This window comes from Calidithermus terrae (genome assembly GCF_003574345.1).
Classification (GTDB): domain Bacteria; phylum Deinococcota; class Deinococci; order Deinococcales; family Thermaceae; genus Calidithermus; species Calidithermus chliarophilus.
In genome coordinates this window covers 41084-64159 of the sequence record NZ_QXDL01000003.1, presented here as the reverse complement: position 1 = coordinate 64159, position 23076 = coordinate 41084, and the positions used below count along the sequence as shown (strand labels likewise).

The window sequence follows — 23076 nt, the reverse complement described above, 5'->3', positions numbered from 1 at the left end:
TCCCCCTCCCCCGCCCCGCCGCAGGGTGCGCAGCTCCTGCAGGATGGTGCGGGTGTTCTGCAGGATGGCCTGTTCGATGGGGTTGGTGCTGGGGTGGGTGTTGAGGGCGAGCTCCTGCAAGGTAGCCCCGGCCCCGCCGAGCTCGGGGAGCATCTGGTGGGAGAGCAGGGCCCGGGCGAGCCAGGTCTCGAGCTCGTTGCGCAGGCGCTCGCGGCACTCCTCGAAGGTGCGGCCGCGCACCAGCAGGCCCGGGATTTCCGGCACGGCCCCTTCGATGAAGCCCCCTTCCCCGGGCTGGTAGCTGGCGGACTTGAGGGCGGCGGCTAGGTAGTCGGTGAGAAGACCCATGGCTGAAGTTTACCCGGCCCCGCGGCGGTGAACAGCCGGGGCTACTTCCGGAAGGCGTTGTCGGGGTCGAGCACCTTGGTCACCCCGATCTCGCGGCAGTTGTCGTAGAAAGGGCACTGGCTGCACTCCTGGTAGACCTTGGGCGGCAGGTTCTCGCGGGTGGTGACGTGGTAGCCCAGCCCGGTGAAGAACTTGACCTGCAGCGTCCAGGCGAAGATCTGCGGGATGCCCAGGTCCTTGGCCTCGCGCTCGGCGGCCAGGGCCAGCCAGCGGCCCAGCCCCTGCCCCTGGCGCTCGGGGTGGACCGCCAGGCCCCGCACCTCGGCGATGTCGTGCCACAGGATGTGCAGCGCCCCGCTGCCGACGACGTGGCCGTCCTCGTCCTCGAGCACGAAGAAGTCGCGCAGGTTCTCGTAGAGGTGGTTGTGGCTGCGCACGAGCATCAGGCCGCGCTCGGCCCAGTACTTGATGAGGGTGTAGATCTGCTCGACGTCCTTCATCTTGGCCTTGCGCAGCTCGACGTTGGCGTCCCAGCGCACGTCCGGCAGCCGCGTGGTTCCGACTTCGATCAGGGTGCTCATGCTTGCCTCCAGGGTGGGCGCTCCCGGCGCCCTTTAAAGACCGACCTCTCGCTTGGCGACCTCGACGGCTTCCTTGACCCGCTCCGGCGCGGTGGCGCCGTAGGAGCGCCGCCGGTGGATGGCGGTCTCGAGCCGGGTGAGCCCCAGGGCCTCGGCGCTGAAGAGGGGGTGGAAGGATTGGAGCTCGGCGAGCTCGAGGTCGTGCAGCTCCTTGCCCGCCTCGGCGCAGTGGCGCACGACGCGCCCGACCACGTGGTGGGCCTCGCGGAAGGGCAGGCCCCGCTGCGCGAGGTAGTCGGCGAGCTCGGTCGCCAGCGAGAAGCCCGACTCGGCGGCCTTAGCCATGGGCTCGGGCTTCCACGCCAGCCCGGGCAGCATCGCCGCCATCAGCTTGAGCGAGGCGCGGTAGGTGTCGCAGGCGTCGAAGAGGGGCTCCTTGTCCTCCTGCAGGTCCTTGTTGTAGGCCAGCGGCAGGCCCTTGACCACCGTAGCCAGGGTGACGAAGCTGCCCAGCACCCTCCCCGACTTCCCCCGGATCAGCTCGGCGATGTCGGCGTTCTTCTTCTGCGGCATGATGGAGGAGCCGGTGCTGAAGGCGTCGGGGAGTGCCGCGAAGCCGAACTCGAAGGAGGTGTAGAGCACCAGCTCCTCGGCCAGGCGCGAGAGGGTGAGCTGCCCGATGGCTAAGGCCGCGAGGGCCTCGAGGGCGAAGTCCCTCGAGCCCACCGCGTCGAGGGAGTTGCGCATGGGCCGGGCGAAGCCCAGGGCCTCGGCGGTGGCGTGGCGGTCGATGGGGAAGCCGGTACCGGCCAGCGCCGCCGCGCCCAGCGGGGACTCGTTGAGGCGGTTGAGGGCGTCCTCGACCCGGCCCGCGTCGCGGGAGAACATCTCGTAGTAGGCCAAAAACCAGTGCGACAACAGCACCGGCATGGCCCGCTGGAGGTGGGTGTAGCCGGGGAGGACGAGGGGGGGCTCGAGGTAGCGCTCGGCCTGCTGCACCAGCACCCGGCGCAGGGCCTGGAGCTCGCCCAATATCGCCCCGAGCTCCCCCCTCAGCCACAGCCGCAGGTCGGTGGCGACCTGGTCGTTGCGGCTCCTGGCGGTGTGGAGCTTGCCCCCCACCGGGCCCACGAGCTCGGTCAGGCGGGTCTCGACGTTCATGTGCACGTCCTCGAGCTCCTCCCGCCAGACGAAGCTGCCCTCCACGATCTCCTGGCGCACCCGCAGCAGCCCCTGCTTGAGGGTCTCGGCCTCCTCCGCGCTGATGATGCCCTGCTTCGCCAGCATCGCCGCGTGGGCCAGCGAGCCCTCGACGTCCACGAGGGCCAGCCGCTGGTCGAAGGTCCAGGAGGCGTTGAACTGCTGGGCGAGCTCGTTGGGGGCCTCGGCGAAGCGCCCGCCCCAGGTGCGTTGGGGGGTGTCGTGGCTCATGCGCTGCTGTCCCACGCCCTAGTCCTTCGGCTGGGCCTTGGCCCGCACCCGCAGCCGCAGGGCGTTGAGCTTGATGAAGCCCTCGGCGTCGGCCTGGTCGTAGCCGCCCTTCTCGTCGAAGGAGACGAGGCTCTTGTCGTAGAGCGAGAGGGGCGAACGGCGCCCGGCGAGGATGACGTTGCCCTTGTAGAGCTTGAAGCGCACGGTGCCGGTGACGGTGCGGGAGACGTGGTCGAAGTACGCCTGCAGCGCCTCGCGCTCGGGGGCGAACCAGAAGCCGTTGTAGACGAGCTCGGCGTACTTGATGGCGAGCTGGTCGCGCTGGCGCAGCACCTCGCGGTCGAGGGCGATGCTCTCCACCGCGCGGCGGGCGTGGTAGAGCAAGGTGCCGCCGGGGGTCTCGTAGATGCCGCGCGACTTCATGCCCACGAAGCGGTTCTCCACCAGGTCCACCCGGCCGATGCCGTGCCGCCCGCCGATGGCGTTGAGCTTGGTCAGCAGGGCGGCCGGGCTCAGGCGCTCGCCGTTGACCGCCACCGCGTCGCCGCCTTCGAACTCGATCTCGACCAGCTCCGGCTCGTTGGGCGCGTCCCAGGGGTCTTTGGTGAGGCGGAACATGCCGGCCGGGGGCTCGGCCCAGGGGTCCTCGAGCACGCCCCCCTCGTAGGAGATGTGCAGCAGGTTGGCGTCCATGGAGTAGGGCTTCTCCAACGTCACGGGCACGGGGATGCCGTGCATGGCTGCATACTCAATCATCTGGGGACGGCCCACGAAGTCCCACTCGCGCCAGGGGGCGATCACCCGGATGGAGGGCTCGAGGGCGTAGGCGGTGAGCTCGAAGCGCACCTGGTCGTTGCCCTTGCCGGTCGCGCCGTGGGCGATGGCCTCGGCCCCCTCCTCCTTGGCGATGCGCACGAGGTGCTTGGCGATGAGGGGCCGGGCGATGGAGGTGCCCATGAGGTAGTAGCCCTCGTACAGCGCCCCCGAGCGGAACATGGGGAAGACGAAGTCGCGCACGAACTCCTCGCGCAGGTCGAGGGCGTAGGCCTTGCTCGCGCCGGTCTTGAGCGCCTTCAGGCGCGCCTCCTCGACCTCTTCCCCCTGCCCGATGTCGGCGGTGAAGCAGATGACTTCCGCGCTGTAGTGCTCGATGAGCCACTTCAGGATGATGCTGGTGTCCAGACCGCCGGAGTAGGCCAAAACGATTTTCATGCTCATCTTCTCCATTCGCTCGAGGCGCTGCTGCATAGTCTCGGGCGGGGACGCGCCCCGCCCGAATAACGGCAAGTTGACGTCCCTGGCTCAAGCTCGCGGTCGTCGCACTCGCCTTTCCATCTGCATAACTATACGAACGCACGGGGACCAGGTCAATACACTTTTGTACTCCGACAAGCCCCTTCCCCTCAAAATTGCAGGCCGCCCGCCACGCCCTCCCGGCCAGGCCCCCTTCCTGCTAGCCTAGGGTGGGACTTTATGGACTACCTCAACGCGCTGTTGGCCGGTTACTTCTTCGGCAGCCTCCCCTTCGCCTACTGGTTCGGCGCTTTGCAGGGCAAGAACCTGCTGGGTGAGGGCTCGGGCAACGTGGGCTCGCTCAACGCGATGCGGGTGCTGGGGGTGGTGCCCGGGCTGATGGTGCTGGCGCTCGACGTCGCCAAGGGCCTGATGGCCGTGGCCATCGGGGAGTTTTTGGGGAAGGGCCTCGAGGCCGGGCTCCTGGCGGGCGCCGCCGCGGTGTGGGGCCACTGCTACTCGGCCTGGCTGCTCGGGCGGGGGGGCAAGGGCTTAGCCCCTGCGGCCGGGGTCCTGCTGGCCGTCCACCCTCTTATGCTCCTGTTCAGCGGGGCGCTGATCGGGCTGGCCTACCTGCTCGCGCGCAACCTTTACCGCGCCGTCGCGCTGGCCGCGCTGTGCCTGCCGCTGGTCGCCGCGGGGGTGGGCCAGGCCCCGCCCTACTTGTGGTTCGGCTTCGGCGTGGGCGTCCCCGTCGCCCTGCGCCACCTGCCCGAGTGGAACCGGACGCGCCTGCCCGACCCCAAGGCCAGGCTCAGGAAGTGAAGGCGGCGCGGCGGGCCGTGGGAAGACCTTCCGGCTAGCCCACCACCATGTTGCGCCCCCCGTGCTTGGCCTGGTACAGGCTGGTGTCGGCGCGCTCGAGCAGCTCCTCGAGGCTCTCCCCCGGCTCGTACACCGCCACGCCGAAGCTGGCCGTTACGGCGTACTGGCCGTCGATCGGGCGCTCCGAGACGTGCTGGCGCAGGCGCTCGGCCAGGAGCTTGGCCTGGGCGAGGGAGCCCTCCCCGCTCACCACGGCGAACTCCTCGCCGCCCCAACGGCCCACCAGGTCGCCCTCGCGCAGGGCCCGGCGCAGGCGCTGGCCCACGTGCCGCAGGATCGCGTCGCCGGCGGCGTGGCCGTGGCGGTCGTTGAAGCTCTTGAAGTGGTCCACGTCGATCATCAGCACCGTGAAGGGCATGCCCTGGGCGACGCGTTCCCGTAGCCGCTCCTCCAGAGCCCGGCGGTTGGGCAGGTCGGTGAGGGGGTCGGTGCGGGCCTGGGCGAAGAGCTCTACGCCCCGGCGGCGCTCGTCGCTGAGGGCGCCCTTGTACTGCGCCAGCAGGTACAGCAGCAGGATGAGGGTGAAGGTGCGCACCCCGAAGCGCCCCGCCTCGACCAGCTCGTCGGCCGCGCCGCCCCGCGCGACGGACGGCAGAAGGACGGCGAGGTTGATGGCGAAGGCCGCCGCGTTGACGGTGAGGCTCAGCCACAGCGCCTTGGGCGCGCTGAAGGCTAAGAAGGCGAAGAAGTAGGCGAACAGCAAGGCCCAGTACCCCGCCTGGACCTCGACCCACGCCTGCTGGCGGTCCTGGCTGAAGAGCAGCAGGAAGCCGATCTTGCCCAGGAAGAAGCCGGAGATGGCGAAGAACAGCCCGCCCTCGAGCCGCGCGATGAACTGGCTGCGCGTCCAGGCCAGCCACCCGACGGCGAGGGTGGCGGCGATGAGCACCGGGTAGCCGTAGAGGATGAAGGGGCTCTGCCCGGCCTTGAACACCCAGGTGATGAGCATCGTCAGCGCGCCCAGGAGCACGCCGAAGACGTAGAATTTGCGTTTTAGTGAGCGCGAGAGGCTTTCAGGTCTCATGGCGGGCGCGCAGGTCCAGGGCTCGAGCGTGGCCTTCCAGCCCCTCTTCCCTCGCCAGCCTAGCACCCAACCCCGCCAAGCGGGCGGCGGTCTGACCCGACAGCCCCACCACCGGGATCACCTTCAAGAAGTCGCGCAGCGCCAGCCCCCCGCCGTAGCGCGCGGTGCCCCCGGTGGGCATCACGTGGCTGGGCCCGGCGATGTAGTCGCCCAGCGCCTCGCAGGAGTGCTCGCCCAGGAAGATCCCCCCGGCGTTGCGCACCTGGCCCAGGTGCTCCAGCGGCTCCCGCACCGACAGGCACAGGTGCTCGGGGGCGTAGAGGTTGGCCCACTCGAGGGCCTGCTCCAGGCTCTCGACGCGCACCAGCCCGCTGCGGGCGAGGGCCTGGCGGGCGACGTCGGCGCGGGGCAGGTCGGAGAGCTGGCGCTCGAGCTCGGCCGCCACGGCCTCGAGCAATTCCCCCTCGGGCGAGAGCAGCCAGGCCTCGGAGTCGGGGCCGTGCTCGGCCTGGGCCAGCAGGTCGGCGGCCAGAAGGCGGGGGTCGGCGGAGGCGTCGGCCACGATGAGGGTCTCGGTGGGGCCGGGCAGGGCCTCCATCCCCACCGAGCCGTAGACCTCGCGCTTAGCCAGCACCACGTAGCGGTTGCCGGGGCCCATCACCTTGTCCACGCGGGGCACCCGCTCGGTGCCGTAAGCCATCGCTGCGATGGCCTGGGCGCCGCCCATGGCGAAGAGCCGGTCGGCGCCGGCCACCCAGGCCGCCGCCAGGATGGCCGGGTGCACCCGGGGCGGGCTGGCGAGCACGATCTCCCCCACCCCCGCCACCTTGGCGGGCACGGCGGCCATCAGCACCGAGGAGATGAGCGGGGCGCTGCCGCCGGGTACGTAGACGCCCACCCGGTCCAGCGGGCGCACCAACTGGCCCAGCACCCCCTCGGGCGTGGCCTCGAGGAAACCCCCCTGCGGCTCCTTGCGGTAGAAGGCCTCGACGCGCTCCTTCGCGGTCTCCAGCGCGTCGCGCAGGCCGGCCTCGAGGCCCTCGTAGGCCTCGCGCCACTCCCGCTTGGGGATCTCCTGCACGCGGGCGCCGTCGAGCTGCTCGCTCCAGCGGTCGAGGGCGGCGTCGCCCTCGAGCTCGACGCTCTTCAGGATGGTTCGTACGGTCTCCAGCGCGTCGCCGTACTCGACGGTCAGGCGGCGGTTGGCGAAACGGTCACGGACTTGCTCGGCGGTTCGGATCATGGCGTCGGGTTGAAGGGGCTGAGCGCGGAGGCTCACTCGAAGCGGCGGCGCCGGCGGCGGCGGTTGCGGTTGCGCCCCGGCGATCCTTCCTTTTCCTTGGGCTTAGGCTGCACGGCCTCCACGGCCAGCAGCTCGGCCTCGAAGACGTGGTCGCCCACCTTCTGGGTCAGGCGCACCGGGTAGCCCTCGAGGTCGAAGTACAGCAGCGAGAGGCCCGGGCGCAGCCGGTAGACCCGCACCGGCGTCTCGCCCCAGGCGAGGGTGAGGGTCTGGTCGGGCAGGCGCTCGGCGTAGGCGCGGCCGCCCACGAGCCCGAACTGGGCCACACCCCCCACCTCGAGCTCCAGCCTCGAGACCGCCACCACCAGCGAGAGCGGGTCGTGGAGGTCGCAGACGTAGGGGATTGCGAAGTCGTCCTTGCCCTGGCTCACCACCACCAGCCCGTCCTCGCGGGAGAAGTCCACCTCCATCACCCCTCCCCCGTTGCCCTCCACCCGCTCGACGTAGCGGCGGGGAAAGCCCCTGGGGTCGAGGTCGCTCTCCCAGCGGTGCTTGCTTCGGGGCGAAGGCAGCTCCACCTGGGCCTCGAGCACCAGCCTCGACCCCCGCCCCATGGGCTCGAGGGTCAGCCGCTGCTCCCCCGCAGGCTGCCCGGCATAGCGCAGCACGAAACGCAGCGATTGCGGCGTCGCCAGATTCATGGACCAATCATAAGGCAGGCGGGGAGGGGTAAGCAGCGAGCTGCCAGCTATCAGCGGTCAGCCATCAGCAATCAGCGGAAGGCTCGTGGTTACCCCACCCCGGCCCTCCCCGGCCCCCCTTGCTAAGGGGGGTGACATGGCGTCTTGCGTATTGCGTCTTGCGTTTCGCGTACGACGTACGACGTAGGACATGCGTCTTGCGTTCAGCGTCTTGCGTTCGGCGTTCGACATACAGACCCCTTTGTGCCCCCCCGGCGAACCGCCCGCCGGAGCATCGGATAAGATACGGTTTGTGCAGGAACGCATTCGCAACTTCTCCATCATCGCGCACGTGGACCACGGCAAGTCCACCCTGGCCGACCGCATCCTCCAGATGACCAAGGCGGTGTCGGACCGGGAGATGCGCGAGCAGTTCCTCGACTCGCTCGAGCTCGAGCGCGAGCGCGGCATCACCATCAAGGCCAGCGCGGTGCGCTTGTTCTACGAGGCCAAGGACGGCCAGACCTACACCTTCAACCTCATCGACACCCCCGGGCACGTGGACTTCGGCTACGAGGTGAGCCGGGCGCTGGCGGCGGTGGAGGGCGTGCTGCTGGTGGTGGACGCCTCGCAGGGCGTGGAGGCCCAGACCATCGCCAACTTCTACCTCGCCCTCGAGCACGACCACACCATCATCCCGGTGGTCAACAAGATCGACCTGCCCTCCGCCCGCCCCGAGGAGGTCGCGCTGGAGATCGAGGAGGTGCTGGGCCTGCCCGCCGACGAGGTGGTCTTCGCCTCCGGCAAGACCGGTCTGGGCGTGGAGGACATCCTCGAGGCCATCGTCGGGCGCGTCCCGCCGCCCAAAGGCCGGCCGGCCGACCCCACCAAGGCCCTGATCTTCGACTCCATCTTCGACGCCTACCAGGGCGTCATCCCCTACGTTCGGGTCTTCGAGGGGAGCATCCGCCCCGGCGACCGCATCCGCGTCTGGTCGAACGGCAAGGAGTTCCAGGTGGACCGGGTGGGGGTCTTCCGGCCCGGCAGCCTCGAGCCCACCGGCGGCTTAGGCCCCGGCGAGGTCGGCTGGCTCACCGCCAACATCCGCGAGATCGGCGACACCCAAGTAGGCGACACCATCACCCTCGCCCCCAACCCCACCGACGCGGCCTACCCCGGCTTCAAGCCCGCCAAGCCGGTGGTCTTCGCCGGCATCTACCCCACCGACACCCAGGACTACAACCGCCTGCGCGACGCGCTCGAGAAGCTCAAGCTCAACGACGCGGCCCTCAACTTCGAGCCCGAGACCTCCGAGGCGCTGGGCTTCGGCTTCCGCTGCGGCTTCTTAGGCCTGCTGCACGCCGAGATCGTGCAGGAGCGGCTCGAGCGCGAGTTCGACCTCGACCTCATCGCCACCGCCCCCAGCGTGATCTACCGGGTCATGCGCTCCGACGGAACCGTCGAGGAGGTCCACAACCCCTCGATGATGCCCGACCCCGGCACCATCGAGGTCATGGAGGAGCCCTACGTCAAGCTCACGGTCTACACGCCCGAGGAGTACGTGGGCCCCATCATGCAGCTCCTGCAGGAGAAACGCGGCCGCATGGCCCAGATGAACTACCTGGGCGGGGCCGGGGATAGCAAGCGCGTCGAGCTGCGCTACGAGGTGCCCTTCGGCGAGATCCTCTACGACTTCCACGACCGCCTCAAGAGCCTCTCGAGGGGCTACGCCTCCATGGACTACGAGCAGGCGGGCTACCAGGAGGGCGACCTGGTCAAGGTCACGGTGCTCGTCAACGACGAGCCGGTGGACGCTTTGGCCTTCATCGCCCACCGCGACAAGGCCTACTCCATCGCCCGCGGCATGGTGGACAAGCTCGCCGAGGTGATCCCCCGCCAGCAGTTCGCGGTGCCCGTGCAGGCGGCCATCGGGGGCAAGATCATCGCCCGCGCCACGGTCAAGGCGCTGCGCAAGGACGTGCTCGCCAAGTGCTACGGCGGCGACGTCAGCCGCAAGAAGAAGCTGCTGGAGAAGCAGAAGGAGGGCAAGAAGCGCCTGAAGTCCATCGGCAAGGTGGACGTGCCGCAGGAGGCCTTCCTGGCCGTGCTCTCCGCCGGACGCGAGTAATCTTCGATGCGCCAACGGCTGTTCTGGATCATCGCCGCGCTGGTCTTCCTGCCCAACTGCGTCTTCATCCTGGGGATGTGGCTGCTCGACCCGCAGAGCAGCTTCCTCTCCACGGGGGCCCGGGCGGGCTGGCTGCTGGTGCTGGTGCTCGTCGCGCTGCTGGTGGGCTCGGTGCTCACCTCGGCCCTGCTGCGCCCGCTCACCGAGCTCACCCGCGCCGTCGCCCACATGCGCGGCACCCAGCGCACCCTGGCCGACCTCAGCCTGCCCCGCCCCAGCGAGCCGCCCCCGCTCGAGATCGCCGAGCTGCGCTCGGGCATCGAGGAACTGCTGGTGCACATCAAGGAGCTGCTCGAGGCCCGCGAGGCCCTCTACGCCACCTTAGCCCACGACCTCAAGACCCCCCTGCTGGCCGGGATGCGCGCGCTGGAGTACCTCGAGCGCGCCGACGCCATCGGGGCCGAGCAGCGCAAGCAACTGCTGCACGAGCTGTGGCTCGAGCTCTCCGGCTCCTACCAGCTCGTGGAGAACCTGCTCACCGCCAGCCGCATGGAGAACCAGCGCCCCCAGCTCGAGCCCGTGCTGCTGCTGTCGGTGCTGGAGAACATGCGCCTGCGCTTCCAGCGGCGGGCCGCCGAGAAGGGCGTGACGGTGGAGGTCGGCGGCATCGGCCAGGCCCGCGCCGACAAGTACCTGCTCGAGCGCGCCCTCTCCAACCTCATCGAGAACGCCCTGCGCTTCGCCCGCACCCGCGTCGTGCTGCGCTGCGGCGAGGGCTGGGTCGAGGTCGAGGACGACGGCCCCGGCCTGCAGGAGCCGCTCGAGCAGCTCTCCCAGCCCTTCCGCAGCCAGCGCCTGCGCGGCATCCGCGCCGGCAGCGCCGGCCTGGGGCTGTTCATCGTGCGCCGGGTGGCCGAGCTGCACGGCGGCAGCCTGCGCGACGCGCCCGGAACCCTGGGCGGGGCCTGCCTGCGGGTCAAGCTCGGCTGAGCGCCGGCCGCCGTTAATGCTGCGCCAACCCTGGAAGCTCTCGTGCCTGGGAGGGGTTAAAAGTGTTACGGTAGTAGCGTGCGCCTGATCATCGCCGACGACCACCCGCTCTTCCGCATGGGCCTGCGGGCGGCCCTCGAGCTGCAGGGCTACGAGGTCGTGGCCGAAGCCAGCGACGGCCTCAAGACCGTGCAGGGCGTGCGGGAACTCGACCCCGACGCAGTGCTGCTCGACATCCGCATGCCCGAGCTCGACGGCCTGGGCACGGCACGCCGCCTGCGCGAGGAAGGTTACGCGGGGCTCATCGTCATGCTCACCACCTTCGGGGAGCCCGCCCTCGTCTACCAGGCCGCCCAGGCCGGCGCCGACGCCTACTGGTCGAAGGAGATGCCCCCCGAGGAGCTGGGCCAGCGCCTGGGCCGGCTCGCGCAGGGCCTCGAGCCCAGACTCCAACTCCCCGACCTCCCCACCCTCAGCCCGCGGGAGAAAGAGGTCCTGACCCAGCTCGCCAAGGGCCAGTCCACCAAGGAGATCGCCCGCGACCTCAGGCTCTCGCCCGAGACGGTCAAGGACCACCTCGAGCGGCTGTACACCAAGCTCGAGGCCCGCAACCGCGTGGAGGCGCTCGAGCGGGCCAGGGGCTTGGGCCTGCTGTGAACATTCCCCCGGGAAGGGGTTGGTTTTAATGCGATTCTCCATTACTTTTGTTACAACATTAAGGAGATGTTCATGATGCAAAAATCATCAGGCGTAGCCCTGGTATCCGCGCTCATCTTCATGTTCATCGTCGTAATTTTCTTGAGCATCGTCGTAACCAACAGTGTCAACAGCCAACGAAACGCCACGGACTCGCTGCGTACCTCCCAGGCGCAATTCGCCGCCGAAGCGGGATTGGACGATGCGGTGGCCACGGTGTGGCACCGGCTATGGGGTACTACTATCCCACCCGAGCAGCGCAGCCTCACGCGCTATGCCGCCGAGCTAGCGAAGGCTCCCTTAAACCTAGGTGCCGAGGGCGCGACCTACCGGAGTTCAGTATCTACTTTGTCCTCAGGCTCTAGCTACTCCTACGAAATCACCCGACTAGCGGATGTCAAAGCGAACGAGGTGCTTGAAGCGGTCGTATTGCGAGTGAAGGCTGTGGGTATGCTGCCCGACGGACGTACCACCCGGGTGCTTCAGTCCGACTTTACCGTGCGGAGGGGCTTCTTCCCCTTCGACTTTGCTCTCCTCACCAACAAGGCTGAGTGCATCTTCTGTCATGCTGACATTAAAAGCCTTGATGCCCTGCTGGGCGACCCAACTTCGGATCCCGACTCGTGGTGGGACCGAACAAAAGTAGGGGTCCTCAGCAGCCTGATCATGCGTGGTGGTGAGCATGCCGGGACAGTTAGCGGCTCCCTACTGACTCGAGGTGATGTCTATCAGCAGGGGGGTAATGCCGGAGTTTCGGATCTACTCTACACTACAATGACGGTCGGGCAAGACAGGATCAGCCAAAATACCGCGACTGCTATTAATTCCAGCCCAGAGTACCAGGCAGATTGCAGAACGGAGCCCAACGACTGCAAAACCAAGCGAGCGTTATACCTTAATTACCCTACCGGCAGCAGCTCGAGTGACTTCCCCGATGGTGAACTACCCAATAGCTTTCCTCTTCCTATACCCGACGCTAACAACAATCGCTTGATTGATGAAAGCGAATGGACAGATGCAGTGGACGAGAGCGTTAGCGGCGTCAGCGACGCTTATCCGCCTGGTACCATAACTGCGGACATGCAGGTGCTTATAGGCCTGGGCACTCCTTCATGGGGTGGTAGCAGTCAGACCAAGACCTCAGAGGAATTAGGAAAGTTGCCTAGTATCCGTGAAGACAATGGGAGACCGGCGAATGTAGTAGTCCTCGATGGCAGTAATAACCCTATCCAAGTTACAGGGACTGTATTCATCAACGGGGATGTGATCATCCGGGGAAAAGTTCAGGGCAACGGGACAATCTTGGCAAGGGGAAACATCTACGTTTTGGGCGATCTCACTTACGACTGTAGCCGATCGCAGCAGAACTCTCAATGTGATTACAAAGATCCGAGCAAGCTTCCCCAGCTCAGCCTTGTTGCAGGCGGTAGTATCCTTGTTGGGGATTACGTGACTGTTACCACGCTTGACAATGACACCCTCGACCTCCTTAAGGCAGGCAACGTCCAAGAGACTTTCTCATATTGTAAGAACAACCCGCCAGACGTGACTCGGTGTGGTTCGGACCTCAGCTCGTCCCAACCCAACTTCGCATTGGTGCAGCTGGCTAACTGGAACCGTGACGAGCTCTGGAAGGCGCTGAATAACCCTGACGGCTATACGCCGCGTTTCTACACATATGGGGAGAGTGAGGTGTACTACACGAACAACTGTGGACACAACTCTCAGGACTACAGTGCCTACAGATCGCTCACCGACGCAGCCAAGACGGGTGGAAGTGTCCGATTGTGTAAGGGAGATGCCGAGGCTGGTGATCCTGAATCGATCCCAAGTACTCTGCCCGCAAACGTGGCGAATGCAGTTAAGATTGACCTCAACCCCAAGTCATTCACGGCGGAAGCCATCAAGAACTTGTGGCTTGAGAGCGTCCAAGGCCGCCCGGTCGGGGCCCTGCGTACGGATGGGCTGCTGTACTCAGCCAACGCAGTTTTCTCGATCATGCACAGCGACAATCCCGGAGCGGTAGCCAAAGGTCAATGGGATCTCCGCGGGGCCTTGGTGGCCCCTGACACAGGCATTTTGACACCAGGGCCTTGTGCTGCTGCTAACACTGCCAGAACCTGTGTGGTTGATGGCAGGGAATACGAGAACTATGGGCTGCGGATTTATCACGATAACCGCTTACGACCCCGTATCGCCCAGGATCAGAAGCTCGGTCTGTTCCGCAGCCAATGGCGGGTGGTACCTCGATGAGGAAAGCTGGACTTTCAGTACTGGAATTTCTGGTTGTCCTTATCGTCCTGGCGATACTGCTCACCCTAGGTGTGGTCGGGTATCAGAATTACCGCCAGAATCTTCTAATCCGCCAAGCCGCGGCCCAATTCGCTGCGGATCTCCTCTACTGGCGCTCCCAGGCGCGCAAGACCTCGCTCAGCTATCAGGTTCAGGTCACGCCCGATTCGAACACGTACCAAATAGGGGAGTATGACCCGGATGATCCGGACGGTTTCAGGGGCGCAACCGAAACCAAGACCCTTCCTCGTGGTACACAGTTCAGTAGTGCTACAGTCCCGAAGTTCCAATTTTACGCGCCCTACGGTATCACCGCGGCTGCTAACAACTCCATCGAAATACGAAGCAGCACCGACCGGAGGCTGCGGGTAAACCTTGTCGGTGTGACAGCAAAGGTGGTAGTCCGTGCGCCGTGATGGTCTCACGCTCATTGAAGTGCTGGTCGCGTTGGTGATTATCGCAGTCACTACAATGCTGCTGGGGTACTTCATCAGTGGGTTTACTGCAACCAGTACCTCCCGTAGTGACACCCAGGCCCAGGTGTTCGCCCGCAGCTACTTCGAGGCTGTGCGCTCGGAATGGTCTACACCCCTGGACTTTAGGAACAAGCCCCTCCCTGACCCCGCTACCCTCGCTAGCCTCCCCTCAGGGTTTAGGGTCCTTAACTACTCTGTGACTAGCGTGGAAACCGTGGGCACTGACGAAGTGTTACGTGACGTTCGCATCGAAATCCGCGACCCTAAGGGTAAGGTCTCGGTCTTCGAGACCCGGGTGGTCAAACCGCCGTTCTAGGAGCATCGCATGGTCTACAAACGCCAAGGCTTCACCCTCCTCGAACTGCTCCTTGCCTCGGTCATAACGCTCCTTCTGCTGGGGTTAGTCGCCCAGGGCCTCCGCAGCAGCGGGGATACTAGCCGCTACGTGCAGAGCAGCCAGACGATGCTTGAAGAACTCCGGTTCGCCGGCAACCTCATCGGCGATTACCTCTCTACGGCAGCATTCATTTACCCCGTCGGCGTCACACTGACCCTTAATACGCCCGAGAGCTATACCGTTCGCAACCCGTTGACCAACAACAACACCTGGACTGTCGGGACCGACCCCATAATCGCCGCTATACTCTCCCCCCGAGATCCTGGTGTCAAGTGCTCGGAAACGGTGAGTTCCGGCCCACCGAGAACAGGCCCCCAAGGATGCTATCGCTTTATGGCAGTCTATCCCCTCAAGCGTAGCTGGGTCGTACAGAACGCTTCCGGTGCGGAAAATCCTGGGTCCGACCCCGAAAACAACGACAAATGGGCGCTTTATATCTACGAGAGGAATCTGTCGGGGATAACAGATTTAAATGAGAGAACCGTCATACCAACAGCTATAACGGGCAGCTCAGGAAACCTGCTCGCCGATTACATCAAGCCAGGTGACGGCCTGACGGTGGGCTACGAGAAGTGCCTCGACTTCGAGGGCAAGGATATCGCGAGCTTGGGACCATGCAACCCATCATCAAGGATTGACATCTACAGCAGCGTCGCTCGAGTCAGCTTCGCGCTCGCGGGCCAGGTCACTATGAAAGGCAAGAGCTACACCTTCCCCGGCCCGACTCAGCCACTGGTGTTCCAGGTCGGGGCGCGCAACTTGGTCATCCGTAAATAATCACTGCTAGGCGGGTAGGAGTCTCGCCTTGGTATACTTAGCTTACGTGAAACTCCTTATCACCATCGTCCAAGACGCCGACGCCCCGGGACTCATCAAAGCGCTGGGCGAGATCGGCATCCAGAGCACCAAGCTCTCGAGCACCGGCGGCTTCCTGCGCGAAGGCAACACCACGCTGCTCATCGGCCTGGAGGAGCACCAGCTCGAGGCCGCCAAGGAGCTCATCCGGGAGAAGTGCCGCACCCGCACCCGCCTCATCACGCCCGGCGTGCCCCTGGCCGAGGCCCCCGACCCCTTTTTGGCCCAGCCGGTCGAGGTCAAGGTCGGGGGGGCCGTGGTGTTCGTGCTGACGGTTGACGAGTTCGTGAAGGTCTGAGCGGCATGCGCCTGGTTTTTCTGCTCGGCGCCGTCCTGCTGGGGCTGGCGCAGGCGCAACTGACGTACCCGGTCGAGCAGTTCGCCAAGGCCCTCGAGGTGCGGGCCACGGGCTCGAGCTGGGCCTACGGCAGCGCCCGGGTACAGGTCCAGAGCCTGAATAAGCGGCTGTACAAGGTCTCCTACCAGGGGCCCGCGAACGACCCCGGCCGCGCCGGTGAGGTGCTCGCGGCCGCGCTGGGCAACCCGCAGATCCGCCAGGCGTTCGCCGGTTACGTCAAGGCCAACGCGGGCAGCCTCAAGGGGCGCGGGCCTGTCAGCGTCAAGGTGGCCGACGGCTTCGACTTCCGCCTCGAGCTCGCCGCGAACCTGAGCTTCGCGCTCTCGCCCGTGGAGCGCCACGACTTCGGCCCAGACCGCTACCTCCTCGGCGCCAAGGGGCCCGTCATCCGGGTCTTCTCCGACTTCGAGTGCCCCTTCTGCCGCCGCTTCGCCTTCGAGGTCATGCCGGAGCTGGTGAGGGCTTACGTCCGGAAGGGGCAGGCCCGCGTCAGCTACCGCCACTTCCCGCTGGTGGAGATCCACCCGCGGGCCACCCAGGCCGCCCAGGGCAGCGAGTGCGCCGCCCAGCAGGGCAAGTTCTTGCTGTACCACGACCTGCTGTTCGTGCGGGGCCTCGAGGTGCGCGAGCGGGCCGAGGAGCTCGGGCTCGACCTCCGGCGCTTCGAGCGCTGCCTGGCCGACCCCGCCACGCGCCAGGTCGTGGAGGAGGAGCGCCGCCAGGCCCTGCGGCTGGGGCTCCAGGGGACGCCGACCGTCTTCGTGGGCCCTTTTCAGCTACCCAATGCCTTCGACCTCGAGGCCTACGGGCGCTATCTGGAGATGGCCCGGGCCCTGCGCTGAAGCCCCGCTTGACAGAGCGCGCGGAGTTGGCTAGACTTGTGAACGCTGTCAGGCGCAGAACCTGACGCGAAAAACTCGCCTCCATAGCTCAATTGGTAGAGCTCCCGACTCTTAATCGGTAGGTTCCAGGTTCGAGCCCTGGTGGGGGCACCAGACAACACCCCAGGACTGCGTTCCTGGGGTCTTTCTTTGCAGCCGGAACGGCTTCTCGCCCCCACCCTGCGGCTATTCCTAACGAAGGCCAAATCCTGCGACCGGCCGCGTGGCCCGGTTCGCCGGGGGAAACGGTGTCCGGGGCGCTGGAAGGCAGGGAGCAGGGCGGTACGTGAGGATTATCCAAGTTGCCCGAGCCGACCCCGAGCGTTCCATGAGCCCCGTAGCCCGCCGCGAGAACCGTCCCTGGCGCTCCAAAACCTGCTATAAAGCCGGTTCATGGCCGATGTGCAAATCACCCGGGCGGCTCTAATTTCGCGTGATACCATTAGCGCGTCTCGTGGGAAGGCTGATTCATTCCATACTTAACCGCATGTCGCTCATCCCCCAGGCCCACCGGTGGGCCTCGCTGTTGGGGATGGTGGTCTGGGGGTACGGCTCGAGGGAGCTGGGCGCGACCCAGACCCTGGGCCTGTTCGGCTTCATTCCCCTCTTGCCCTGGGTGTGGCGCGACGGGCGGCACAGCCTGGCGTGGCTGGTGCCGCTGTACCTGGGCTACATGGGCACCCTCTTCGCCTTCCGGCACCGCGCGCTCGAGCCCGACTTCATGCCCCACGGCGTGCTCCCCAGCGTGATGGCGCTGGTGCTGCTGGCGCTGTGGCGGCAGCGGGAGTTGCGCCAGCAGGTGCAGATGCAGGAGACCCTGCGGCAGATGCAGGTGCTCGAGGAGGGCTCCATCGACATCAGCGCGGCGCCCGACACCGCCGAGCTCGTGGAGACCGGCGTGGAGGCGGTAGCCAGGCTCGAGGTGGCCCCCCACATCGCCTTCGTGCGCTTCCGCGAGGGCAAGCCGGTGGTCATCAGCGCGCGGGGCGACCTCAAGCGCTACCAGGGGCGCAAGCTGCCGCGCCAGCAACTGAGCATGCGGGCCACCCTCACCGACTCCTTCTCGCTGGGCAGCTACCTCGAGGGCGTGCCCGAGAGCACCAAGTGGTCGAGCGCGGCCGTGCCGGTCTCGGCCCGCCAGGGCCGCTCGCTGGGCGTGCTGATCTTAGCGCGCGACGGGGCCAAGCCCTTCCAGTCCGACGAGAAGGCGCTCGCCACCTCGCTCGCGCGGGTGATGGGGGCGCAGCTCGGCCAGATGGAAGCGCTGCAACAGCTCGAGGCCGCCTACGACGGCACCCTGCTGGCGCTGGGGGTGGCGCTGGAGTACCGCGACCACGACACCCAGGGCCACACCCACCGGGTGGCAAGCTGGGCCGACCGGCTGGCCGCCCAGCTCGGCATCGACACCCGCGACCGCGAGTACCTGCGCTGGGGGGCCTACCTCCACGACATCGGCAAGCTGGGCGTGCCCGACCGCATCCTCCTTAAGGAGGACCAGCTCACCCCCGAGGAGTGGCAGCTCATGCGCATGCACGTGCACATCGGCTACGAGATGCTGTGCAAGGTGCCCTTCCTGCCGCGCGAGACCCTCGAGGTCGTGCGCTACCACCACGAGGCCTGGGACGGGCAGGGCTACCTCGAGGGCCTCAAGGGCGAGGGCATCCCCCTGCTCGCGCGCGTCTTCGCCGTCGTTGACACCTTCGACGCGCTGAGCCACCCCCGCCCCTACAAGGAGGCCTGGCCCCGCGAGCGCATCCTCGACGAGCTCGAGTACCAGCGCGGCCGCAAGCTCGACCCCACGCTGGTGGACACCTTCTTAGACCTCGACCCCCTGAGCGAGCTCCCCGCCGTGGTCGGCGAGCGCGAGGCCCGGCCGGTACAATAGCCGCGTGTCCACGCTCTTCCCCCCGCTCCCCGAGCCGCCCCGCCGGGCGCTGCTCGAGGCCGACCTCCCCGAGGGCGAGCCCTGGGGCTGGCGGCTGGCCGCGCTGCTGCTGGAGGCCGAGGACCTGGCCCGCAAGCTGCTGACCCAGGGGCTCAGCCCGGGCTTGGCCCAGGTGATCGAGGACGAACTGCTGGCCCTGCGCCAGCGGCTGCACGTGCTGCGCACCTCCGACCGGCTGGCGAGCTTCGGGCTGCGCCCGCCGCTCCCGGCCGAGGTCGCGGCGCTGGAGGTGCTCGAGGAGGGCGACGCCCAGAGCCTGCTGCACCTCTACCGCCAGCACGGCTACGGCGCCTTCGCCCGCCACAGCGCCTACCTCTTCGGGGGGCGGCTCGAGGCCGTGCCCAACCCCGACCCGGTGAGCTTCGCGGCCCTGGTGGGCTTCGAGCGGCAGGTCGCGGCGCTGCGCACCAACGTCGAGCGCTTCCTGGAGGGGCAGCCCGCCCTGTCCACGCTGCTGTACGGGGCGCGCGGCTGCGGGAAGTCCACGGCGGTGAAGGCCCTGCGCACCGCCTACGCGGCGCGGGGGCTGCGGCTGGTGGAGGTGCTGTACCCGGGGCTCGGGCAGCTACCGGCCCTGCTCGAGGTGCTGCGCCCCCTCCCCCACAAGTTCGTGCTCTACCTCGACGACCTGGCCTTCAGCGCCGAGGACCCCGGCTTCCACCAGCTCAAGGCCCTGCTGGAGGGCGCGGTGTACCAGCGCCCGGCCAACGTGCTCGTCGTCGCCACGTCCAACCGCCGCAACCTCATCAACGAGTCCTGGGCCGACCGCCCCGACCCCGGCTCCACCGACCCCGCCGCCTGGGACACCCTGCAGAACAAGCTGGCGCTGGCCGACCGCTTCGGCCTGGTGCTCACCTTCCCCCCCTTCGACCAGCAGGGCTTTTTGCGCACGGTGAGCTACCTGCTCGAGCGCGACCTCGACGACGCGACCCGGCAGGCCGCCTTGCGCTTCGCCCAGGAGGGGCGGGGCTTCTCCGGCCGCACGGCGCGGCAGTTCGCCGACTGGCACCGCTGATGGGCCGGGTGCTCTCGCTGCACGCGGGCGGCGAGCGCGGCCTGCCCCGCCCGGCGCGGGAGTCGGTGCGGCTGCTCGAGGGCTTCGGGGTCGAGGGCGACCGCAAGGCGGGCAAGCGCCCCGACCGGCAGGTGCTGCTGCTGGGGCAGGCCACCTACGGCTTCCTGGCCTCGCAGGGCCTCGAGCTGCCCTACGGCTCGCTGGGCGAGAACGTCGTGCTCGACTTCGACCCCATGGGCCTCGAGCCCGGGACCCGGCTGCAGGTGGGGGAAGCGGTGCTCGTCGTCACCCTGCGCTGCAGCCCCTGCGCCCACCTCTACGCCGCCTACCCCGCCCTCAGGGGGCTCGCCGGCGGGCGGAGGGGCATGCTGGCGCGGGTGGAGCGGGGAGGCAGTATACGTTCGGGCGACCCGGCCGGGCTTATCCTGGACGGGTGAACGTCCCGCTCGAGGCCCAGGTCCAGACCTACCTGGAGATCTACGACCCCCTGGGGATGGCCGAGCTGACCCCGCCGGAGACCCTCTACGGCCCGGTGGCCGCGGAGGTCGTCGCGATCATGGGCCAGAGCGCCAGCCCCGAGGAGCTCGCCGCGGGCGTGCACCGGGTGCTCTACCTCAGCTACGGCACCCAAGCCGGGCACGCGCGCAACTACTTAGGCCTCGCCCAGGACCTCTGGAGGCTCAAGCAGGCCCAGAGTGCGGGCTGACACCATGGGGCCGGGGGCCGGAAAGTAGAATCCAGGGCATGAGCCACGAGGAACGCCTGGCCCAGTTGCCGCCCAAGCTCCAGCAGGTGGTCAAGACCCTGGGGTCGGCCCCCAAGGTCCTCAAGACCGAGATGCTGCTGGAGTTCGCCAAGAAGATGCCGCCCCTGCCCGAGGGCATGGAGGCCAAGCTCGAGCAGGTCCACGAGTGCACCACGCCCTTCTTCGTCCACGCCGAGCTCGAGGGCCCCGCCGTGCACCTGTTCTTCGACGCGCCCAAGGAGGCCCCCACGGTGCGGGCCTTCGCCGGGATGCTGGCGGAGGGGCTGGAGGGGGAGTCGCCCGAGACGGTGCTGAGCGTCCCCGAGGACTTCTACACCCTCGCCCGCCTCGAGGAGGTGGTGACGCCGCTGCGCCTGCGGGGCTTGCAGGCGGTGCTCGCCCGCATCAAGCGGCAGGTGCGCGAAGCCGTGAGCGCGTGAGGCCCGCCCCCGGCCCCTTCTGAGGACTACCTGGGCGGGGAACACCCCTACGACGGGGTTTCGCCCGTCGGGTGGCGGCTTTCGGTGTACCCGCCGGTCCTGCGCGGGGGGCGGGTGCTGGTGGGGGAGCCCGCCTTCGCCCCCGGGCGCTGGGAGCTGCCCGGCGGCGGGAGGTGAGGGCGTGAGACGCTGATAGTCGATAGCGGATAGCCCATAGCTGATAGTCGGGCGCGGGTCGTACGTCGTACGTCCTACGCCGTACGCCAGACGCCAAACGCAAGACGCTTTGGCCCTCGACCCTAGACCCTTGACGCTGGCGGGGAGGGGTTCCCCACGGGCTTTCCGCCTCCCTACACAGTCCCAGCCCTGGGCTTCCGTCTACGCTGCCTGTGCCTGCGCGGGGTGGGGGCGGCGGGGCGGGTGAAGGGGCGCTCGTAGGCGGAGCGTTCGTAGGTTTTGCCCTGGTGGGTGACGAGGCCGGCGTCCTCGAGCTCGAACAGGATCCGCAGGGCGCCCTGGAGGGTGCGGCGGGGGGCCTCGCCGGCCAGCAGGACGGCGCCGCCGGCGCGCTCGCCGGTGAGGGAGCCCTCGCGGCTCCAGAAGTGCCAGAGGCCGAGCTCCACGTCGGCGAATACGGGAACCCCGCCCTGCACCACGGCGTGGCGGTAGGGGTGGGGCCGGTAGAACTCGGCGGCGTAGTGCTGGTGGAGCCCGTCCTCGAGGGCTTGGAGGTCGGCGCGGAGGCGGGCCCGTTCGCGCTCGCTGAGGCCGGGGTGGTCCAGGCGTTCGCGCAGGGCCAGGCGCTCGGCCTCGAGGTCGCGGTCTTGTGCCGGGGCTTCGGGCTCGTGGGGGGGTTCGCCGTAGGGGTTCTGCCGCAGGGCGGGCTTGCCCAGCATGGCGGCCTCGGCCTCGCGGTAGCTGGGGTACTCGACCAGGCGCCCCCCCTCGATGCCCCAGAAGCGGGTGGCGACCTTCTGCACCAGGGCGCGGTCGTGGGAGACGAAGAGCAGGGTGCCGGGGTAGTCGGTGAGGGCGCGCTCGAGCGCCTCGAGCAGCTCGAGCTCGAGGTGGTTGGTGGGCTCGTCGAGCACCAGCAGCCCGGCCCGCAGCCCCGAGAGCAGCGCCAACCCGGCCCTAGCCCGCTCCCCGCCCGAGAAGCGGCTGGGGGGGTCGAACCAGTGGGGCGGGCGGAAGCGCATGCGGCCGAGCATCACGGCGGCGCGGGCCTCGCCGAAGCGCTCGCGGAACTGCTCGAAGAGGCCCTTGTCGGGCTCGAGGCCGTGCAGGTGCTGGTCGAGGTAGGCGGTGCGCACCCCGGGCATGACCTCGCGCTCCCCGGCGTCGGGCCACTCGCGGCCCAGCAGCAGCCGCAGCAGCGTGGTCTTGCCCGCCCCGTTGGGGCCCAGCAGGGCGATGCGGTCGCCGCGGAAGACGCGCAGGTTGACGCCGTGCAGCACGGGCTGCTCGCCGTAGCGCTTCTCGAGGTCGCGCACCTCGGCCACCAGGCGCGGCGTGCCCTCGGCGGCGATCTCGAGGCTCCAGCGGCGCTCGGGGGGCAGGGGGTCGGGGGCTTCGATGCGCTCGGCGCGCTGCTCGAGCTGGGCCTTCTGGGCGCGGCGGCGGTCCTGGCCGGGGCGGCGGCGGTCGGGGAGGGCCTCGAGCAGGCGCGCGCGCTCCTTCTCGGCCTCCTTGCGGGCCTTCTCGACGGTGCGCTGGATGCGCTCCTTCTCCTGCAGGTAGGTCGCGTAGCCGCCCGCCACCCGGATGAGCTGGGCGGCCTCGAGGTGGTAGACGGTGCTGGCGACGCGGGCCAGGAGGGCGCGGTCGTGGGAGATGAGGCCCAGCGCGCCGGGGTAGGCCAATAGCAGGTCTTCCAGGCGCAGGCGCATCCGCAGGTCGAGGTGGGTGGTGGGCTCGTCCAACAGCAGCACCTCGGCGCCGGAGAGGAAGGCCATCGCCAGCCCCAGCCGCACGCCCTCCCCGCCGGATAGCCCCGACACCTCGCGCTCCCACAGCTCCTGCCCCAGGCCGAAGCCGGCCAGGGTGCGGCCGACGCGGCCCTTCCAGAAGCTCAGCTCGCGCACCCGCTCCCAGGCGGGTGCGCTCTCCTCGGGAGTGACCTGCCCCAGCGCCTGCTCCGCCGCCCACAGCGGCGTGCTGCGGTAGGCCAGCTCCCAGACGCTACCCCCCTTGGGCCGGAAGTCCTGGGGGAGGTAGAAGACCCGGGTGCCCCCCAGGCGCTCCAGGCGGCCCCCGTCGAGGCTCTCCCGGCCCGCCAGGATGCGGAACAAGGTGGTCTTGCCCGCGCCGTTGGGGCCGATGAGGACGGCCTTCTCGCCCCGCGACAGCCGGAAGCTGGCCCGGCTCAGGAGCTTGCGCTCGCCGAAGTGCTTCTCGGCCTCGAGCAGCCGCAGGTAGACCGGCGCCGACATC

At 68.1% G+C, this 23076-nt stretch carries 23 protein-coding genes and 1 tRNA gene; 16 read left to right on the top strand and 8 right to left on the bottom strand.

Annotation, left to right across the window (positions count from 1 at the left end; genetic code table 11):
* From Mterra_RS00975 to Mterra_RS00960, 4 genes are all read right to left on the bottom strand, one after another.
* Positions 1-348, bottom strand: a 348-nt coding sequence (locus tag Mterra_RS00975) for a type II toxin-antitoxin system HicB family antitoxin (RefSeq protein WP_420836685.1), incomplete at its 3' end; no start/stop codon positions are given.
* Between the two features lie 41 nt (positions 349-389).
* Positions 390-929 carry an N-acetyltransferase gene (locus tag Mterra_RS00970; protein WP_119313456.1) on the bottom strand — a complete coding sequence of 180 codons (540 nt, stop codon included), beginning with the start codon at positions 927-929 and terminating at the stop codon, positions 390-392.
* A 33-nt stretch (positions 930-962) separates the two neighbouring features.
* Positions 963-2360 carry an argininosuccinate lyase gene (argH, locus tag Mterra_RS00965; protein ID WP_119313455.1) on the bottom strand — a complete coding sequence of 466 codons (1398 nt, stop codon included), beginning with the start codon at positions 2358-2360 and terminating at the stop codon, positions 963-965.
* Positions 2361-2378: 18 nt separating this feature from the next.
* On the bottom strand, positions 2379-3572 hold the full coding sequence (locus tag Mterra_RS00960; RefSeq protein ID WP_119313464.1) for an argininosuccinate synthase: 1194 nt from the start codon (positions 3570-3572) through the stop codon (positions 2379-2381).
* Between the two features lie 261 nt (positions 3573-3833).
* Between Mterra_RS00960 and Mterra_RS00955 the strand changes: the two genes are divergently transcribed.
* Positions 3834-4418, top strand: a complete 585-nt coding sequence (locus Mterra_RS00955) for a glycerol-3-phosphate acyltransferase (RefSeq protein WP_119313454.1) — start codon at positions 3834-3836, stop codon at positions 4416-4418.
* A 34-nt stretch (positions 4419-4452) separates the two neighbouring features.
* Here Mterra_RS00955 and Mterra_RS00950 read toward each other — a convergent pair whose 3' ends face one another.
* From Mterra_RS00950 to Mterra_RS00940, 3 genes are read right to left on the bottom strand one after another with little or no spacing between them, the layout of a single operon-like run.
* The gene (locus tag Mterra_RS00950) at positions 4453-5502 is read right to left on the bottom strand and encodes a GGDEF domain-containing protein (protein WP_119313453.1); all 1050 of its coding nucleotides are present in this window, start codon (positions 5500-5502) and stop codon (positions 4453-4455) included.
* Complete coding sequence (gene hisD / locus Mterra_RS00945) at positions 5492-6745, bottom strand: histidinol dehydrogenase (RefSeq protein ID WP_119313452.1); 1254 nt, start codon at positions 6743-6745, stop codon at positions 5492-5494. Before hisD ends, Mterra_RS00950 begins: the two co-directional genes overlap by 11 nt.
* A 32-nt stretch (positions 6746-6777) precedes the next feature.
* Positions 6778-7446, bottom strand: a complete 669-nt coding sequence (locus Mterra_RS00940; RefSeq protein WP_119313451.1) for a DUF3108 domain-containing protein — start codon at positions 7444-7446, stop codon at positions 6778-6780.
* Between the two features lie 292 nt (positions 7447-7738).
* Between Mterra_RS00940 and lepA the strand changes: the two genes are divergently transcribed.
* The 15 genes from lepA (at position 7739) to Mterra_RS00870 (ending at position 20643) form a co-directional block, all read left to right on the top strand.
* Positions 7739-9553, top strand: a complete 1815-nt coding sequence (gene lepA / locus Mterra_RS00935) for a translation elongation factor 4 (RefSeq protein WP_119313450.1) — start codon at positions 7739-7741, stop codon at positions 9551-9553.
* Positions 9554-9559: 6 nt separating this feature from the next.
* Complete coding sequence (locus Mterra_RS00930; protein WP_119313449.1) at positions 9560-10543, top strand: sensor histidine kinase; 984 nt, start codon at positions 9560-9562, stop codon at positions 10541-10543.
* 78 nt (positions 10544-10621) lie between these two features.
* Positions 10622-11200 (top strand): response regulator, encoded by a 579-nt coding sequence (locus Mterra_RS00925; protein ID WP_119313448.1) that lies wholly within the window; start codon positions 10622-10624, stop codon positions 11198-11200.
* Between the two features lie 66 nt (positions 11201-11266).
* The gene (locus Mterra_RS00920; RefSeq protein ID WP_245971454.1) at positions 11267-13492 is read left to right on the top strand and encodes a pilus assembly PilX family protein; all 2226 of its coding nucleotides are present in this window, start codon (positions 11267-11269) and stop codon (positions 13490-13492) included.
* Positions 13489-13947, top strand: coding sequence for a pilus assembly FimT family protein (locus Mterra_RS21690; protein WP_147372478.1), 459 nt, complete (start codon positions 13489-13491; stop codon positions 13945-13947). Before Mterra_RS00920 ends, Mterra_RS21690 begins: the two co-directional genes overlap by 4 nt.
* Complete coding sequence (locus Mterra_RS00915; RefSeq protein ID WP_119313447.1) at positions 13937-14323, top strand: type IV pilus modification PilV family protein; 387 nt, start codon at positions 13937-13939, stop codon at positions 14321-14323. Before Mterra_RS21690 ends, Mterra_RS00915 begins: the two co-directional genes overlap by 11 nt.
* Positions 14324-14332: 9 nt before the next feature.
* Positions 14333-15181, top strand: a complete 849-nt coding sequence (locus Mterra_RS00910) for a PilW family protein (protein ID WP_119313446.1) — start codon at positions 14333-14335, stop codon at positions 15179-15181.
* Positions 15182-15227: 46 nt separating this feature from the next.
* Positions 15228-15557, top strand: a complete 330-nt coding sequence (locus tag Mterra_RS00905) for a cyclic-di-AMP receptor (protein WP_027893275.1) — start codon at positions 15228-15230, stop codon at positions 15555-15557.
* Between the two features lie 5 nt (positions 15558-15562).
* Positions 15563-16459: a DsbA family protein gene (locus Mterra_RS00900; RefSeq protein WP_119313445.1), complete on the top strand. Its 897-nt coding sequence runs from the start codon at positions 15563-15565 to the stop codon at positions 16457-16459.
* Positions 16460-16536: 77 nt separating this feature from the next.
* Positions 16537-16612, top strand: a tRNA-Lys gene (locus Mterra_RS00895).
* A gap of 373 nt (positions 16613-16985) precedes the next feature.
* Positions 16986-18383, top strand: coding sequence for an HD-GYP domain-containing protein (locus Mterra_RS00890; RefSeq protein ID WP_119313444.1), 1398 nt, complete (start codon positions 16986-16988; stop codon positions 18381-18383).
* A gap of 4 nt (positions 18384-18387) precedes the next feature.
* Positions 18388-19458: an ATP-binding protein gene (locus Mterra_RS00885; protein WP_119313443.1), complete on the top strand. Its 1071-nt coding sequence runs from the start codon at positions 18388-18390 to the stop codon at positions 19456-19458.
* Positions 19458-19895 carry an MOSC domain-containing protein gene (locus tag Mterra_RS00880; protein WP_119313442.1) on the top strand — a complete coding sequence of 146 codons (438 nt, stop codon included), beginning with the start codon at positions 19458-19460 and terminating at the stop codon, positions 19893-19895. Before Mterra_RS00885 ends, Mterra_RS00880 begins: the two co-directional genes overlap by 1 nt.
* Positions 19892-20164 carry a DUF1871 domain-containing protein gene (locus tag Mterra_RS00875; RefSeq protein WP_245971453.1) on the top strand — a complete coding sequence of 91 codons (273 nt, stop codon included), beginning with the start codon at positions 19892-19894 and terminating at the stop codon, positions 20162-20164. The genes Mterra_RS00880 and Mterra_RS00875 overlap by 4 nt, the downstream gene beginning before the upstream one ends.
* A gap of 38 nt (positions 20165-20202) precedes the next feature.
* Positions 20203-20643, top strand: a complete 441-nt coding sequence (locus Mterra_RS00870; RefSeq protein ID WP_119313441.1) for a SufE family protein — start codon at positions 20203-20205, stop codon at positions 20641-20643.
* Positions 20644-20993: 350 nt separating this feature from the next.
* Here the strand turns inward: Mterra_RS00870 and Mterra_RS00865 are convergent, their stop codons facing one another.
* Positions 20994-23075 (bottom strand): ABC-F family ATP-binding cassette domain-containing protein, encoded by a 2082-nt coding sequence (locus Mterra_RS00865; RefSeq protein ID WP_119313440.1) that lies wholly within the window; start codon positions 23073-23075, stop codon positions 20994-20996.
* Position 23076: the final 1 nt, after the last annotated feature.